The following is a 15,018-nucleotide window of genomic DNA, read 5'->3' on the forward strand; positions in this document are numbered from 1 at the left end:
ATGCACGGACGAATAAGCCGCGAGGCCCACGAGGGCAGGACCGTTGACGCCATCCGGACCAGCTCTTCTAATTCATATGTCGGCGCGCAGAGCTCCGATCAAAGTAACTCTCTGATGTGAATTCCGTCTTCACCGCACACTCCTCGTAACTCCCCTGGTGCTCAAGAGGTGCTGATGGTGGCAATCAGGCCGAGCGGTTCCGGCGACACCCGGCCGGAGAATGTTCCCGGCGTCCGAATCGGACAATCCCAGCGCGCGGTCATCGGACTTCTGTCCGGCGCGGAACCGGTGCGGTTCCGCAGCGACTGAACGCGCCAGTTTCCCGGCGTCGTCGCCGGCTTCCGCGGCCGTAATCCCCCGGCCGCCATACCAAAGCCGTACCCAAGCCGTACCGAAGCGGAAAGCGCTGTCCGATGCGGTCGTCGACGCGTCCGCCGCCCATCGGCGGGGCGCGGAGTGCGGCCGGCACAGGTGTTGGAGGTCCCCATGTCCACGACCAGTCTCGCCGTCCCCCCGGCGGTACGGTCCCCGCGAGCCGGTCAGGTTCCCGCGTCGTGTCTGCACCAGGTGTTCCGCGCCGCGCGGGCACGGGAACTGGACAAGGGCGGCGAGGTGATCAAGCTCTTCGTCGGCGATCCCTACTTCTCCCCGCCCGCCGTGGCCGCCGAAGCGCTCAGCGCGGCGGCGCTCCGGGGCGAAACCCGCTACACCGCGGTGGAAGGACTTCCGGAACTCCGCGAGGCGCTCGTCGACAAGCTGGCCGTCGAGAACAAGATCGACACGGCGGCGACGAGGGTGTTCGTGACCCCGGGTTCGACACAGGGACTGACGGCTCTTCTCCGTTCGCTCGCGGACCCCGGCGCCGAGATCCTGCTCCCCGAGTTGCACTGGCCCGTGCACGTCCAGCAGGCGTTGCTGGCGGGGGTCCGGCCGGTCTTCTACCGGCTCGGCGCCGGGTATCGGCCCGAGCCCGAGGACGTCCTCGCCGCGGCCGGCCCGCGGACGAAAGTGCTGATGCTCAACTCCCCGTCGAACCCGACCGGCGCGGTCCTGGAGGCCGAGCGGATCACCCGCTTGCTCCGGCTGGCGCGGGAACAGGGCTGGCAGGTGATCAGCGACGAGGCCTACGAGCACTACGTCTACGAGGGCGAGCACCTTTCGGTGGCCGCGTTCGAACGGGACACGCCGGTCGCCGAACGGATCGTCCACAGTGTCTTCAGCTTTTCCAAGAGCGCCGCCATGACCGGATACCGGCTGGGGTACGTGGTGACGGCGGACGAGGCGACCGCGGCCGCCATGCAGGTCGTGCAGGAGGCAGGCATCCTCGCGCCGCCGACCCCGGTCCAGCACGCGGGGCTGGCCGTACTGCGCGAACCCGGCTCCTACGCCCGGAACCGGGAACTGGTGCGGCACAACCGTGACACCGTCCTGCCGCGGCTCATCGAAAGCGGGCTGCTGGCGGAACTCCCGGCCGGCGGCTGGTACGCCGTTCTCGATGTCACCACGTCAGGCCTGGACGCCGGAACGTTCGCCGCGCGCCTGCTCGACAGGCACGGAGTCGCGGTCGTCCCCGGCGCCGGTTTCGCACTCCAGCCGACCTTCACCGACGACGGCGAGCTCAGGCCGGTGACGTCCGCGCCTTGGGCACGCAGCCTCGTCCGGATCGCCTTCTGCGGAGATCCGGGCCGCCTCGCCGAAGGGGTCGGGAAGATCACCGAGTTCGCAACGGAATCCCTGGGGGACCAGTAATGACCGAGCTGAGCTATGCGCGGTACCTGAACCTGGACACGCTGTTGTCCTTGCAGGAACCACGGGTACCCGCGGATGCCGAACCCGGTGTCGTGCGATCCGAACTGTTCTTCGTCATCGTCCACCAGGCCTGCGAGCTCTGGCTGAAGCAACTGGTCGGCGACCTCGAAGCCACCGCCGACGCGCTCTCCGCGCGGTATGGCCGGGCCGACGCCGAGCTGGCGGCCGAACTCCTCGACCGGGCGGCCGAGTCGCTGCGCATCCTGTTCGAGCAGCTCGTCGCGCTCGAAAAGCTTCCGGTGCGGCACTTCGCCGAGTTCCGCCCGTATCTGGGCAGGGCGAGCGGCGCGGAATCCGTTCAGTTCGCCCGCCTCTCGGACCTCGTCGGCCGCGAGGGCGAGACCGGACGGCTGTACCAGGCCTTCCTCGACGCGGCCGACCGGGAGAAGCTGCCGGTGGCCGAGATCTGCCGGCTCGGGCCGGAAGCCGGTGTCCTGCACCGGGTGGCCGAAGGCCTGATCGACGTCGGAAACCGGTTCTGGCGCTGGAAATCCGCTCATCTCGGCCTGATGTCCAAGATGCTGGGCGGGCTTCCCGGCACCGGCGGGACGTCCGGTGCGGCACACCTCGCCGCCGGGATCCACCTCCCCTTTCCCGAACTGCGGCAGCAGCGCAGCACGCTGCACCGCGCGCTGGCACAGCCGACGGCCTGAGCGGAAGGAGCCCACGAAATGCCCCTCGACGACGTCCTCCCGCTGGACCTCGATCGCGAATACTCCCCCAGTTCCTGCATCGACGACATCACCGGCTATCTCGGCGAGTACACCACCCGGAGCTCGGCCGCCAGGGAAACCCAGCTGTGCCATCGCTTCCGCTACGGGCCCGAGCCGCTCGAGGAACTCGACTACTTCCCGGCGGCCCGCCCCGGCGCCCCGCTGCAGGTGTACATCCACGGCGGCTACTGGCAGGAACTCGGGGTGGGCGACTCGTCGTTCGCGGCCCCGGGTTTCCTCAGGGAGGGCTGGGGATTCGCGGCGCTCGGCTACGGTCTCGCCCCCGTCTACCGGCTCGACGACATCGTGGCGATGGTACGAGAAGGGCTCTGGTGGCTGTGCCGCAACGCCGCGCGGCTGCCGGGCAGTCCTGGCGAAATCCACCTCAGCGGCAGTTCCGCGGGTGCGCACCTGGTAGCCATGGCCCTGCTGGACGGCTGGCTGCCCGAAGGGCGGCACCCGGCCGACGTCTTCGCCGGCGCGACCTTGCTCAGCGGCGTCTACGACCTGGAACCGCTGTGCCCGACCTACATCAACGACGCGCTCGGGCTGGACCAGGCGGCCGCGGCGAGAAACAGCCCGCTCTTCCTGCTCCCCGACAGGTTGCCCCCGCTCACGATCGCGATCGGGGAAAACGAGACGGGCGAGTTCGGCAGGCAGCACCGATGTTTCGCCGAAGCCGCGAAGCCGCGCGCGGTGTCGGTCGACGAGTTCGTGGTGCCGGGCCGGAACCATTTCGATCTGCCTTTCGACCTCGGTGAGGCGGACACCCGCCTCGGCGACGCGGTTTTCGCACACGCCGAGCGGCACCTTTCCCTCGCGCCTCGTAAGTCCATAGTGGACAAACTGTTCGAGCAAAACCCCGCGCCAAAGCGCTTGCCGGCCCCCGCCGACGGCACCTCTTCGTAAAACCCTGGAGTACCACTCGTGTCCGCAGTAACGCAAGGCCTCCACTCTGTGGACGCGTCGGAAGCGGTGTGGCGAGCGCACCGCAACGCGTTCCGTCTCGACCCGTCCCAGATCCATCTGGCGAACTTCTTCCTCGCCTCGCCACCGGTCGCCGTCCGCGCCGCGGCCGACCACTGGCGGGCCCTGCTGGACTCCGATCCGCACCTGCTGGAGTCGTTCCTGCTCGGCGATCTGGCCGAACTGGGCTCCGGGATCGCCGCCGACAGCCCCTACTTCCAGGCGAAGGCCGCCATGGCGGGCTATCTGGGCGCACCCGCCGAGGAGGTGGCCTTCGTTCCCAGCACCACCACCGGGCTGGCGTTGATCTACAATGGACTGTCCATTCGCGCCGGTGCCGAAATGGTGATCACCCCCGACGCCCATTATTCGCTCCACCAAGCGGTGTATCGCGCGGCGGAGAAGAACGGGGCGACCGTGCGTAAATGCGGTCTGTACCACGACCCCGCCCACGCGACCCGGGAAGAGATCCTCGACAGCGTCCACGCCGCGCTCACCCCGCGCACCCGCTGCCTCGGCCTGACCTGGGTCAGTTCCCGCACCGGTGTGAAGCTTCCGCTGCCGGAGATCGCCGACATCGTCGCCGAGGCCAACCGCGACCGCGACGAAGCCGATCGCTGTCTGCTCATCGTCGACGGTGTCCAGGGCTTCGGCGCGGAGGACGAGGAGGCCGCCCGCCTGGGCGCCGACTTCTTCATCGCCGGTGCCCACAAGTGGTTCCTCGGCCCGGCAGGCACCGGCGTCGTGCACGGACGGGCTTGGGCATGGCGGCAGATCGCACCCACGATCCCCTCCTTCGAAATCGACACCACGTTGCACAACTGCTGGCTCGGCAACCATCCCCTGCCCGCCACCCAGGCGTCTTTCGTCGCCCCCGGTGGCTTCACCGACTACGCCAACATCTTCACCGACTACGCCAACATCTTCGCGCTGACCGAAACAGTCCGGTTTCATCACCGCCTCGGCCGATCCGCCATCGCCGCCCGGATCCGGGAACTCAACACCCGGCTGCGCGACGAACTGGCCGGCACCCCCGGCGTCCGGCTGCTCACCCCGCGAGATCCGGCCATGGCCAGTGGCCTCGTGTGCTTCGAGATCCCCGGCCTCAGCACCGGCGCGGTCGTGACCATGCTGGCAACCCACCGCGTCAAGGTGGCCACTTCCCCTTACGCGGAGGAGACCATCCGCATGGGCGCCGGCATCGTCAACAACCATCACGAGATCGACCGTGCGATGACCGCGGTGCGATCGATCGCCGCCTAGCCGATACTGTCCTTTTCGGACACACTGGATCGTGTCCGAAAAGGACAGCGTCGCCGCCTCAGTGACCGAGGAAGGACCGCAGGTAGTCGCCGGCCGGGGTACCGAGCCCGGTCTCGGTGTCGAACCCGGGGCCGACCTCGGGAGGCTGGTACGTGCCGGTCTTCTCGACCCATTGGGTGGCGAGGAAGTGGTACAGCTCCGGTGTCGTCCCTCCGCCGGGGTTCGACCGGTAGCGCACCGCGGTCGCGGGGTCCCCGCTCGGCAGCCGGTAGGCCGTGACGTCCCGGAACGCGGAGGTGCCCGCCCGCCGGTACAGGACCGGGTTGGCGAAGCCGAATCGCTTGCCGCCCCTGGCCTGCTGGGCGAGTGCCTGCACACCGGCGAACAACGGGGTGGACAGGCTGGTTCCGCCGAAGGTGTGCTCCGCGTAGTGCCAGCTGCCGGGATCGGTGATCTCCGAGCCGTCCAGCGGGGTGCCGCCGATGACCATGCCGGTCGCCGGGTCCGCGTCGAAGGCGACGTCCGGGCCGACCCGGCTGCGGTTCCCGTCCGGGGTGGCGGCGTAGCGGTCCGGGACGACACCGTGCTGGTACCACGGTTGCGGCCGGTCGGTGGCCCGGCCACCGCCGGTACCGCCGTCGCTCTGCGGTTGTTCCCAGGAAGCGCCGTTCTGGGACAGCTGGCTGACCGGGCTGCCCCAGCCGGTTTCCCAGACCCGCTTGCCGTCCCGGCCGATCGCCACCGAAGTACCGCCGACCGCGGTCACCCAGCCGCTGCCCGCGTAGCCGTTCAGCCAGTCGCCGCCGGTGTCGTTCGGCCGGAAACCCCCGTCACCGGTGCAGAAATAGAACCCGACGCCCTGCAGGGCGCCCTCCTGGTAGACCTGGTCGAAGGCCTTCCGCAAGCCGGGCGGCGGGTCGTTGGCCAGTGACAGGGAAACGATGCTCGCGTCGGTGTGGTCCAGCGCGTAGCTGAGGCCGGCCAGCAGACTCCCGCCCTGCGCGGTGGATTCCCCGATGGCGACGATGTTCGCGTCCGGCGCGATGCCGTGCACCGACTCGGTGTCGATGGCGGCCTCGATCATCGCGGCGTATCCGCCGTTACCGGGCTGTTCCGGCGGCGAGCCGTCCGGCGAGGGCACCCGGGTGAGCTGCCCCGGGCGGAGCCGTTGCGTGCCCACGCGGTCCGACCAGGTGTTGATGTCCTTTTCGAGGGTGTCCATCGACGAGGACACCACGGCGACGGTCTGCCCGGCACCGGTGACACCGAGGCTGTCGAGGCCGTAAGCGTGTCGCAGCTGCTTCGGGGTGTACCCGCACGGCGCCAACGGCGGAGTCGCGCCGTTCACCTGCGGCAGCCCGGTCGCGGGCCGTTCTCCCCAGTACTGCGAACACTGCTTGGCCGTGGCACCGGCGTCCAGGTGCGGACGGCGTTCGGCGGACCGCCGCGGCGCGGCGGCTTGGCCGGCGTCCCGCACGACGATCGGGATCTGACCGACGCCCAGCACCAGTGCGCCCAGCTCGGCCGGGACGCTCAGATCGGTGGGCGGTGCCAGGTAGTGACCTTTTATCCCGCTCTCGGGCGGGAAGACGTAGTCGTGGAAGGTCACCGCGAAGGCGGCGTTCAGCTGCCCGAACGTGCCGGTCACCTGCAGATGCCGCCAATCCGGCTCGGTCACGCTCAGGCCGGCCCCGGTCAGCCAGGCACGGACGCGATCGACCTGCGCCCGGCCGAGCCGGTGGTTTTCGCGGATCCGGTCTCGCCCGAGGAACCGCCCGTAGTCGCGGCTGTTTGGATCGGACACTTCTTTCGCTTGGCGGGCAAGCGTTTCCGGGTCCTTGACCGAGAGGTAGACGGTCTCCGACGCCGGAGTGTCCACCGGGACCGGTCCCTTGTCGACGAGTTCCCACGTCATTTTGGTACCGGCGAGCGGCACGCGATCAGGGGCCGCTTCCGCGGCCGCTGCTCCTGCGGTGGTGAGAGCCGTGACGCAGACCGCCACGACCGTCCACCGGAATCTGTTCCGACGCACCGCTCCTCCTCGCAGTTTCGTTATTGGTTCAGGAGAAACCGTACGTCCGGCAGAACTTCGTTTTCGTAAGACAGGGGCTTACAAATTCTTTATGTACTCGAGCGGCCGCGCCGCAGGCGTGCAGGCTGCCGCCGGTGCTCGGCAGCAACCTCGACAGCGGGTACAACCCCACCGCCGCCATCCGCAACCCCGCCGCCTTGGCGATGGCCCTGGCCTCCGCCAGGCTCCGTGCCTCGGCGGGATCATCGACCACGATGAGCAGACGACCGGCCGCACCGTGCAGGTCGGGAGAGCCCGCGCGCAGCATCTCGACCGCGTAAGCCAGCCGGGTCAGATCCTGATACGTCTCCACAGTGCGTACCGACGCGGCAACACGCCACGCCTCGTCATCGCGCGCGAGAACCGCCAGCGCTTGTTCAGGCGTCCGGCCGCCGGTGCGCCCGTGCGCTCCGGCTTGCAGGGCAGCCAGAGAACGTGCGATGGACATGCGAAAACCGGCCGCCCGGCTGCGCACGAAGAGCAGATTGCGGACCAGCGTCGCGCGTTCCTCCACCTCCCGTTGCCACCGCTGCCACAGCGCGGGCCGCAGCATCGGTCGCCCGTCGTTGTCCAGCAGCGCCACGAGGTAGTGCAGCGGAGGAAAATCCCAGTGCAGCACCGGATGCACGCTCAGCGCGGTCGCGCGTTTCACCGCACCCGCCAGTCCGGTGAGTTCCGCGCTCATCACGTCCTCGTAGGCCGACAGCCCGGACAGCGTCGTAATGGCGGTCACGTGCCGGGCATTCCGGCTGTCGCCCGAGGTCAGCGTCACCTCTTCGGTGCCGGCGAACGCGCGCATCGCGCCGGTTCCCCACAGGCACAGTCCCGAGTAGAATCTCACCTCGGCCGGCTCGAAGTTCGCCAGCAGCCGCAGTCCGGCGCCCCGCACCCAATGCCGTTTCCCGTTCACGTCGTCGAGTGCCTGATACCAGCTGGTACCCGCCGGCGTGGTCTCCTCCACCGCCGCCGTCCCCAAGGTGAGCCCGGTGGCACGCAGGACTTCCAGCAGCTGGCCGAGGTTGCGCAGCGCGCGCTGCGACGCCCTGGCCACCGGAGCGGCGTGCAGCGTGTATCGCGGTGTCAGTTCGACCGCCCCGCCGTTGAGCGTCGCCGTTTCGGCGTGGTGTTTCCAGCACACCGGAAGCGGTGCATCAAGTGTCTGCAACATCAGGACACCGATTCCGCCCCGGCGCCCGAGGTCAGGCCGCGCTGCCGCTCGGTCCGCTCCAGGAGGCCGACGAGCGCCTCCGCGTAGCTTTCGACCGCCGGCGGATACAGGTCGAGAAACTTGACGGGAGCGACGGACTCTATTTCCAGCAGCAGGAGCCTCCCGCTGCGCGGGTGCCGCAGAAAGTCCAGGCGGACCGACACCGGGATGGCTTCCACCGTTGCCAGATAAGCTTTGTAAGCGGTGTAGATATCGTCGATGTCCGTGTCGTGCTCATCGAAACCGGTCCGCGCGTTGGGATGGAAATTCGACCGGCTCGTGCCCTCCTGCAGGATGGCGTCCTTGGTGATCACGTGCGAAAGCCGGCCGTCGATCATGATCGCGCCGACCTCACCGGCGGTGTCGATCGAGGGAATGTAGGGCTGCACGCAGACGGTCGTCCCCTCCCCGGCGAAGTCCCGGAGCTTCGCCGCCAATTCCGCCGGTGCGGTTATCCGGACGGCGCCGAGGGCACCGCCGGAGGAGATCGGTTTCACAACCACCGCTCGGGCGCCGAAGTCCGCCTCGGCACGGTCAAGCAGTTCGCCGGCCTCGGCACCGACCTGGTCCCCTGGCCGGAATATCGCCGTGGGGATCGTGGCCGCGCCTTCGCGTTCGACGCGAGGCAGGTAGAACTTGCTCATTCCCCCGACGACCACCTCGTAAGGATTGGCCAGCACGGTTTCCAGCCGGCCGACCGACTCCAGCCAGGCACCGAAGGCGGCCAGCTTCCGCCACATGATCCAGGGAGACTGCAGGACCACCAGGTCGTAGGAATGCCAGGGGACACCGGGCGCGTCCCACGCGACGGTATCGACCTCGTATCCCTTGTCACCGAGGCATGCGCCGAGCAGCGGGCTGTCCCGATCCGCCCAGTCGTCCTCGGGGAAACACGTGGACGTCACCAGTGCGATCCGCTTGTGCGTCACCGAACCACCTCTTTCTGCCTCATGCCTTATTCGTCGTGGGGGATACGGCCGGCGCCGTTCTCGCGGATCCGTACCGCGTTCCGGAGGCTGTCGGCCAGCAAAGTGCTGTGGTTGAACAGCAGCACGCTCGCGCCTTGAGCACGCCACTCGGCCGCCGCTTCCGCGTCGCCGACGAGAGCGCACAATGCGCATTCCGGTGCCGCGGCCACCGCCGCGGTGATGTGCCGGACTGTCTCCAGATATGTGGGATGCCGCAGCTGTCCGGGAACACCGAGGGAGAGCGACAGATCGGTCGGTCCGATCCACACAGCGTCGACTCCGGCGGTGGCGGCGATGGCGCCGCAGTTCCGCGCCGCCTCGACGTCCTCGGCCTGGACGACGACCACGGTTTCCCGCGACGCCTTGGCCAGGTGATCGGCCAGTGACGTGCTCCCATAGCGGCCGGCCCTGGTACTGACCGCGAGACCGCGCACGCCGCGCGGCGGATAATGCGCGGCGCGGACAGCGGCTTCGGCCGCTTCCGCGGTGGAGACGTGCGGCACGACGATGCCCGCGGCACCGGCGTCCAGCGCTCGCAGGATCGCCGCGGGGTCCGTGGCCGCGACGCGGACCAGGACGGGAATCCCGGCCGCGTCCGCCGCCCGGAGGTGCTGCTCCAGTTCGCCGGTGTCGGCGGATCCGTGCTCGGTGTCCAGCAGCACGAAGTCGAAACCCGTGTGCCCCGCCAGTTCCACCACGGAATGGGCGGGCATCTTGACGATCAGGCCGGCCAGCGGCGCACGCCCGATGATCCGGGAGCGGAGGTTCATCGCGTGCCGCCCGTCCGGGGCCGGTTCCAGCCGCGGGCGCTGTCGCCCGGCGCTTCCCAGCCTTCGTCCGTGACGATCAGGGTGTCCTCCAGCTTCACGATGCCGACCTCGGGATGGGCCAAAGTGGTCTCCAGGGACAGCACCATCCCGGCCTCGAGAGCGACGTCGGCGTGGTCGCCGGGATAGGGAACGGGCCCGCTCCCGGTCAGCCGGGGAGCCTCGTGGGTGATCAAGCCCATGCCGTGCGCGACGAAGAACATCTCTTCGGCGTGCGCACAGCCGGCGAGGACGTCTTCCGCCGCACCGAAGATCTCACCGCCGGGCAGTCCGGCGGCGACCCGCGTCCGCGCCGCCTGCTGGACCGCCTCGACCTCGGCCAGCAGGTCCACCATCAACGGGGTCGGCTCGCCCGCGACGCCCATGCGCGCCAAGTCCCCGATGTACCCCCGGTACATGCCCCCGGAGTCGAGCGACAACGCCTCACCGTCTCGCCAGACGCGGTCCGACGGAGCGCGATTGAACTCGGCTCCGCAGGAAACGAGACAGTAGTCGAACACCATCCCGCGGCTGGTCTGTTCCCCGCGGAACCGCTCGACGATCTCCGCCTTGGTATCGCCGGGACGAGCCGCGGCGAAGGTGGCCTCCATGGAATCGATGATCCCGGCCGACGCGGCCCGGATCAGGTCGAGCTCACGGGCGGACTTGACCGCGCGCACGCCTTCGAGAATGCGATGTGCGTCTACAAAGGACGCTTCCGGCAGCTCGGCACGCAGCACGTCCCAGGCGTCGGCGGGCAGGAACGCCTTCTCGACGGCGACCGTGGCACGGTCCAGGTGCCGCTTACGCAGACCTTCGGCGATCGCGTGGGCGGTGTCCACACTCGACCACGACCGGTGCTGCACGTCAGGCACCCACAGCGGAAACACCGCCGTTCCCCACTCTTCGTTGCCACACCCGATGTAAAAGGCGTCGTCGGCCGCGCCCTTGGGGTACACGAGCGCGGGCAGGTACCGGGAAACGCCGATCGCGTCCATATTGGCGAAGAAGAAGTACCGGTACCCGCCGAGCAAATGATCCAGGGCGAAGCGCGTGGTCGCGATGACGACGTCGACGCTGGATTCGTCCATCAGCGCGTCAAGACGTCCTTGATCGAAAGGCGGGGGCATGGGCTTCTCCGGTCACGGTGACGTGTTCGGCTACGGGTCACTTCAGTTCACAGTGGACAGTGGATGACGAGGTTGACGGCCTGTCCGCGCTCGTCTAGATTGCCGTGACATCTCCTCTCTCACCCAGAATTGGACGGGATAATGCCTGCCGTACCTGACGACGTGTATTCCGGCGTTGCCGGAAAGAATGTGCTGGACCGCTTCCGTCTCGACGGAAAGACGGCGCTGGTGACCGGCGGCGGACAGGGGATCGGCCGCGCCTTCGCGCACGCGCTCGGCGAGGCCGGGGCGAAGGTCGCCGTCGTCGACCTCGACCGTGATCGAGCCGAGAGCGTCGCGGACGAACTGGCGGACAAGGGTGTCGATTGCCTGGCCTGCCAAGCCGACGTCGCGGATCCTGCCGCCATCGAAGGCTTCGTCGGCGAAGTGGTCAAGGAGTTCGGCTGGCTGGACATCGCGGTCAACAACGCCGGTGTCAACCTCAACTCGGCCGCCGAGGAAACGACCATGGAAGAATGGGACATGGTCCACAACCTCAATATCAGGGGTGTCTTCCTTGCCTGCCAGCAGGAAGCGAGGGTGATGTTCGCGCGTGGATACGGAAAGATCGTCAACACCGCGTCCATGGCGTCACTCATCGTTCCTCACCCCCAGAAACAGGTTTCCTACAACGTTTCCAAGGGAGCCGTGGTCACCCTGACCCGGACACTGGCCGCCGAATGGGCCGATCGCGGAATCCGGGTCAACTGCATGTCCCCCGGTATCATCCGGACGGCGTTGATCGACGAGTCCGAGGCGCTCGCGCCGCTGGTGAAAGAATGGGTGTCGGCCATTCCCGCCGGCCGGATAGGCGAGGTCACCGACCTGCAGGGCGCGATCGTCTACCTGGCGAGCGAAGCCTCGGACTACATGACCGGGCACAACCTCGTCATCGAAGGCGGGCAGACACTGTGGTGAACGGAGATGACCGCGGATCATGCCGCCTCCGCGGCGACGTCCGCGGCCATCTTCTGCTGGAACCCCACGGCCTCGGCGATTTCTCCGCCGTCCACGTCGTTGACGAACACGGCCTTCCCGATGCCGACGGGCAGGGGCAGCCGCTGTTGCCCGTCACGATGCTTGGTCGCGTCGGTCAGCGCTTCGACGAGAACTTCCGGTAACAGCAACGGATTCCAGGTGGGCAGCTCGAGCGCGGCCATCACGGCGAACACGCGCCGGCACTGCGTTTCGTCCACCAGTCCTCGCCGGCAGGCGAGCGCTGTCGTGAAGGCCATGTCGACGCAGACCGCCTCCCCGTGCAGCAAGGCGGGCAACGCGAGCATCTCGATGGTCGGGCTGAAGGTGTGTCCATAGTCGACACACCGTTCCAGCTCCCCTTCCCACAGGTTCGGCGCGAGTTCCTCGAGCATGCTTTCGATGGCCAGGTTCAGGACGGAAACGGCCGCGCGATCCCCTGCCGGGGAGACGCCCTGGAACTTCTCGTCCAGGAGCAGTTCACCGGATCTTTCCAGCTGATCGAACAACGCGGCATCCTTGATGAGCGCCATCTTCAGGATCTCCGCCATGCCATTGCTGACATGACGCCGGTCGAGCGTGGCCAGGAACGTCCGGTCCAGCAGCGTGAGGTCCGCGTGGGCGTAGGTTCCCAAGCGGTTCTTGCGGCCGTTGAAGTTCACGCCCGTCTTGATACCGACCCCGGCGTCCACCAATCCGATGAGCGTCGTGGGGACCCTGACGAACGGGGTTCCCCGGCGGTACAGGCTGGCCACCAGGCCGACGATGTCCATGAGCACCCCGCCGCCGATGGCGATCAGCGGCTCGCGCCGGCGATCGATCCCGAAGGCATCGAGACTCTCCGCTATGCGCAGAGCCGCGGGGATCTCTTTTCCTGGTTCACCCGAGCACACCGAAACAATGTGATGGGTGACTTCGTGATGATCGAAGTACGCCCTGATCGCGTCTCCGTACAGTTCGTCGACCGTACTGTCGACGACGACGAAACGGCGCCGCGGGCCGTCACTCGCGGCACCACCCACTTCGAGCAGGTCGCGGCGATTCACGTCGAAAACCCGATCGCAGGAGCGGACCTCGTAACTGACCGCCTTGGTGGCGTCGACCCGCCATGACGAAGTGCTTACGTCGCTGACACACGACCCGTCACTCATGTTTTTGAGACGCGGCATTTCATCACCATTCGTTCCCACGAAGTTCATCAGCGGTTCCGCCTGAACGAGGTTTCGCCGGACCGGCGTTCAAGCGCCGCTGTCCCTCCAGTCGTGATCTTGCGCGCACACAGCGTAAAACCGCTTCAGCCGGTTACTATGTGTCAAGGTGCAAAGAGGCACCGGATGTGACATTTTCGCCCATTCCGCCCCGAGGATCCCGCCGAGACCGTCGTCGCCCGCACCGGTGATCGACGTGGTTCGCTCGAATCCGCCGGCTGAGCGATATCATCGATCGATGGAGCTGAGGCAGGTCGAGCACTTCCTCGCCGTGGTGCGGTGCGGGAGCTTCACCGGCGCCGCGAGGGAAGTGCACGTCGTCCAGTCCGCGTTGAGCGCGTCGATCCGGAAGCTCGAGGCCGAGCTGGGCGCGGCGCTGTTCGAGCGCACCACCCGCCGGGTGGCACTGACCGAGGCGGGCACCGCCCTGCTGCCGCTCGCGCACCGGATCGTCGCCGACGTCGTCGCGGCGCGGGGCGAGGTGGCGGCGGTGGCGGGACTGACCAGCGGCCGGGTGTCGATCGGCACCATCCAGACGCTGACCGTGGTGGACCTGCCCGCCCAGCTCGGGCGGTTCCGGGTGCGCTACCCCGGCGTCCGCATCCACGTGCGGGAAAGCCTGGTCCCTCGGCTGTCGGCGGCGGTCGTCCACGGTGAACTCGATCTGTCCTTTCTGGCCGGTGACGAGCCGCTGCCCGAGGGCCTGCACGAGTTCGCCCGGTGGAACCAGAACCTGGTGCTGCTGTGCCACCCCGGTCACCGGCTGGCCCGGCGGCGCCGTGTCCGGATCACCGAGCTGGACGACGAGCCGTTCGTCGACTTCACCGGCAGCGGGCTGCAGTCGATGATCGGCCGCAAGTTCGACGAGGCGGGGATCCGGCACAACCGGGTGTGCGAGGCGAGCCATATGCCGCTGCTGGTCGACCTCGTCGCGGCGGGCCTCGGCATCAGCGTCGTGCCCGAGCCGGTCGCCGAGCGGTCGGGGCTGCCGTTCGCCCGGTTCGAACCGGGCCTGGCCAGGGCGATCCAGCTCGCGGGCCGCGCGCCGGAGCTCACGAACCCGGCCGCCAGGGCACTCCTGGCGCATCTGCTGGCCTGACCAGGAGCGGCACACACGCCTGCCCGGCACCGCGCAATCCACAAAGGACACGACCCGGGTCCGGCCGGGGTGCTCCACAGTGGACGAATCAGCGCTCCTTCCCCGCGCCGCCACGCTGTTAGCATCCGGGAGTGACTTCCCCCGCCCCAGGTCAGGACCAGGTCGACGAGCTCGTCGCCGCGCTGACCGATTTCCACGCCCCCGCCACACTGGAGGCGAAGGCGCTGGCCTACCGCCTGCGCCGGGTGGCGCACCGGCTGGAAACCGAGATCAAACGCGAGCTGGCACCCCACGACATCGAGCTGTGGGAGCTGGAACTGCTCGCCTGCCTCAGCCGCGCCCGGCCCGCCCAGCGGCTGTCCGCGGGACAGCTGATGACCCAGCTCCAGCTGACCTCGGGCGCGGTGACGAACCGGGTGAACCGGCTCGAACGCAAGGGCTGGGTGACCAGGGAACCCGACCCCGGCGACCGGCGGTCGGTGCTCGTGGCGCTGACCGACGACGGCAGGGAGCGCGCGGTCCACGTGTTCGGCGCCAAGACCGAGGCCGAGAGCGCGCTGCTCTCGGTGCTCTCCCCCACCCGCATGCGACGGCTCAACGACGACCTGCGCACACTGCTCGTCTCCCTCGAAAACCCCGACGACACCACCCGCCCGCCGAAGCCCTGACCGCGGCGTGGCGGCGCGGTGGAGGGCCACAACCGAAGAGGGCCGAGGGCTCTCGCGCACGCGCACTCAAAAGAAAGAACAGCATAATATAGTATG

At 68.4% G+C, this 15,018-nt stretch carries 13 protein-coding genes; 7 read left to right on the plus strand and 6 right to left on the minus strand.

The window, feature by feature from the left end:
* Positions 1-486: 486 nt before the first annotated feature.
* Genes ACFWX1_RS13695 through ACFWX1_RS13710 form a run of 4 tightly spaced genes read left to right on the plus strand, consistent with a single transcriptional unit; the run spans position 487 to position 4,751 of the window.
* Positions 487-1,749 (plus strand): pyridoxal phosphate-dependent aminotransferase, encoded by a 1,263-nt coding sequence (locus ACFWX1_RS13695; protein WP_378387056.1) that lies wholly within the window; start codon positions 487-489, stop codon positions 1,747-1,749.
* Positions 1,749-2,462 carry a tryptophan 2,3-dioxygenase family protein gene (locus ACFWX1_RS13700; RefSeq protein ID WP_378387058.1) on the plus strand — a complete coding sequence of 238 codons (714 nt, stop codon included), beginning with the start codon at positions 1,749-1,751 and terminating at the stop codon, positions 2,460-2,462. Before ACFWX1_RS13695 ends, ACFWX1_RS13700 begins: the two co-directional genes overlap by 1 nt.
* An 18-nt stretch (positions 2,463-2,480) precedes the next feature.
* Positions 2,481-3,431 (plus strand): alpha/beta hydrolase, encoded by a 951-nt coding sequence (locus tag ACFWX1_RS13705; protein ID WP_378387060.1) that lies wholly within the window; start codon positions 2,481-2,483, stop codon positions 3,429-3,431.
* 48 nt (positions 3,432-3,479) lie between these two features.
* Positions 3,480-4,751 carry an aminotransferase class V-fold PLP-dependent enzyme gene (locus tag ACFWX1_RS13710; protein WP_378387062.1) on the plus strand — a complete coding sequence of 424 codons (1,272 nt, stop codon included), beginning with the start codon at positions 3,480-3,482 and terminating at the stop codon, positions 4,749-4,751.
* Between the two features lie 58 nt (positions 4,752-4,809).
* Here ACFWX1_RS13710 and ACFWX1_RS13715 read toward each other — a convergent pair whose 3' ends face one another.
* The 5 genes from ACFWX1_RS13715 to ACFWX1_RS13735 are packed head-to-tail and all read right to left on the minus strand — an operon-like array spanning position 4,810 to position 10,933.
* On the minus strand, positions 4,810-6,783 hold the full coding sequence (locus ACFWX1_RS13715) for a protease pro-enzyme activation domain-containing protein (RefSeq protein WP_378387064.1): 1,974 nt from the start codon (positions 6,781-6,783) through the stop codon (positions 4,810-4,812).
* 28 nt (positions 6,784-6,811) lie between these two features.
* Complete coding sequence (locus ACFWX1_RS13720) at positions 6,812-7,990, minus strand: hypothetical protein (RefSeq protein ID WP_378387066.1); 1,179 nt, start codon at positions 7,988-7,990, stop codon at positions 6,812-6,814.
* Positions 7,990-8,958 (minus strand): RimK family alpha-L-glutamate ligase, encoded by a 969-nt coding sequence (locus tag ACFWX1_RS13725; protein WP_378387067.1) that lies wholly within the window; start codon positions 8,956-8,958, stop codon positions 7,990-7,992. Before ACFWX1_RS13725 ends, ACFWX1_RS13720 begins: the two co-directional genes overlap by 1 nt.
* 26 nt (positions 8,959-8,984) lie before the next feature.
* Positions 8,985-9,767, minus strand: a complete 783-nt coding sequence (locus tag ACFWX1_RS13730) for an HpcH/HpaI aldolase/citrate lyase family protein (protein WP_378387068.1) — start codon at positions 9,765-9,767, stop codon at positions 8,985-8,987.
* Positions 9,764-10,933 (minus strand): M24 family metallopeptidase, encoded by a 1,170-nt coding sequence (locus ACFWX1_RS13735; protein ID WP_378387069.1) that lies wholly within the window; start codon positions 10,931-10,933, stop codon positions 9,764-9,766. The genes ACFWX1_RS13730 and ACFWX1_RS13735 overlap by 4 nt, the downstream gene beginning before the upstream one ends.
* Before the next feature lie 141 nt (positions 10,934-11,074).
* Between ACFWX1_RS13735 and ACFWX1_RS13740 the strand changes: the two genes are divergently transcribed.
* The gene (locus ACFWX1_RS13740) at positions 11,075-11,890 is read left to right on the plus strand and encodes an SDR family NAD(P)-dependent oxidoreductase (RefSeq protein WP_378387070.1); all 816 of its coding nucleotides are present in this window, start codon (positions 11,075-11,077) and stop codon (positions 11,888-11,890) included.
* Between the two features lie 17 nt (positions 11,891-11,907).
* Here the strand turns inward: ACFWX1_RS13740 and ACFWX1_RS13745 are convergent, their stop codons facing one another.
* A complete protein-coding gene (locus ACFWX1_RS13745; protein WP_378387071.1) occupies positions 11,908-13,116 on the minus strand; it encodes a sedoheptulose 7-phosphate cyclase in 1,209 nt (402 codons plus the stop codon).
* 277 nt (positions 13,117-13,393) lie between these two features.
* Here ACFWX1_RS13745 and ACFWX1_RS13750 point away from each other — a divergent pair, with 277 nt between their 5' ends.
* Positions 13,394-14,254, plus strand: a complete 861-nt coding sequence (locus tag ACFWX1_RS13750) for a LysR family transcriptional regulator (protein WP_378387072.1) — start codon at positions 13,394-13,396, stop codon at positions 14,252-14,254.
* 131 nt (positions 14,255-14,385) lie between these two features.
* Positions 14,386-14,922, plus strand: coding sequence for a MarR family winged helix-turn-helix transcriptional regulator (locus ACFWX1_RS13755; RefSeq protein ID WP_378387073.1), 537 nt, complete (start codon positions 14,386-14,388; stop codon positions 14,920-14,922).
* Positions 14,923-15,018 lie beyond the last annotated feature (96 nt).

It is taken from the genome of Amycolatopsis sp. NPDC059021 (assembly GCF_042739895.1).
In the GTDB taxonomy this organism is placed as follows: domain Bacteria; phylum Actinomycetota; class Actinomycetes; order Mycobacteriales; family Pseudonocardiaceae; genus Amycolatopsis.

Excerpts from the sequence above, each read along its gene's own strand:
- ACFWX1_RS13695 (WP_378387056.1), top strand. The coding sequence starts at position 487 with ATGTCCACGACCAGTCTCGCCGTCCCCCCGGCGGTACGGTCCCCGCGA.
- ACFWX1_RS13700 (WP_378387058.1), top strand. The coding sequence starts at position 1,749 with ATGACCGAGCTGAGCTATGCGCGGTACCTGAACCTGGACACGCTGTTG.
- ACFWX1_RS13705 (WP_378387060.1), top strand. The coding sequence starts at position 2,481 with ATGCCCCTCGACGACGTCCTCCCGCTGGACCTCGATCGCGAATACTCC.
- ACFWX1_RS13720 (WP_378387066.1), bottom strand. The coding sequence starts at position 7,990 with ATGTTGCAGACACTTGATGCACCGCTTCCGGTGTGCTGGAAACACCAC.
- ACFWX1_RS13730 (WP_378387068.1), bottom strand. The coding sequence starts at position 9,767 with ATGAACCTCCGCTCCCGGATCATCGGGCGTGCGCCGCTGGCCGGCCTG.
- ACFWX1_RS13735 (WP_378387069.1), bottom strand. The coding sequence starts at position 10,933 with ATGCCCCCGCCTTTCGATCAAGGACGTCTTGACGCGCTGATGGACGAA.
- ACFWX1_RS13740 (WP_378387070.1), top strand. The coding sequence starts at position 11,075 with ATGCCTGCCGTACCTGACGACGTGTATTCCGGCGTTGCCGGAAAGAAT.
- ACFWX1_RS13745 (WP_378387071.1), bottom strand. The coding sequence starts at position 13,116 with ATGCCGCGTCTCAAAAACATGAGTGACGGGTCGTGTGTCAGCGACGTA.
- ACFWX1_RS13750 (WP_378387072.1), top strand. The coding sequence starts at position 13,394 with ATGGAGCTGAGGCAGGTCGAGCACTTCCTCGCCGTGGTGCGGTGCGGG.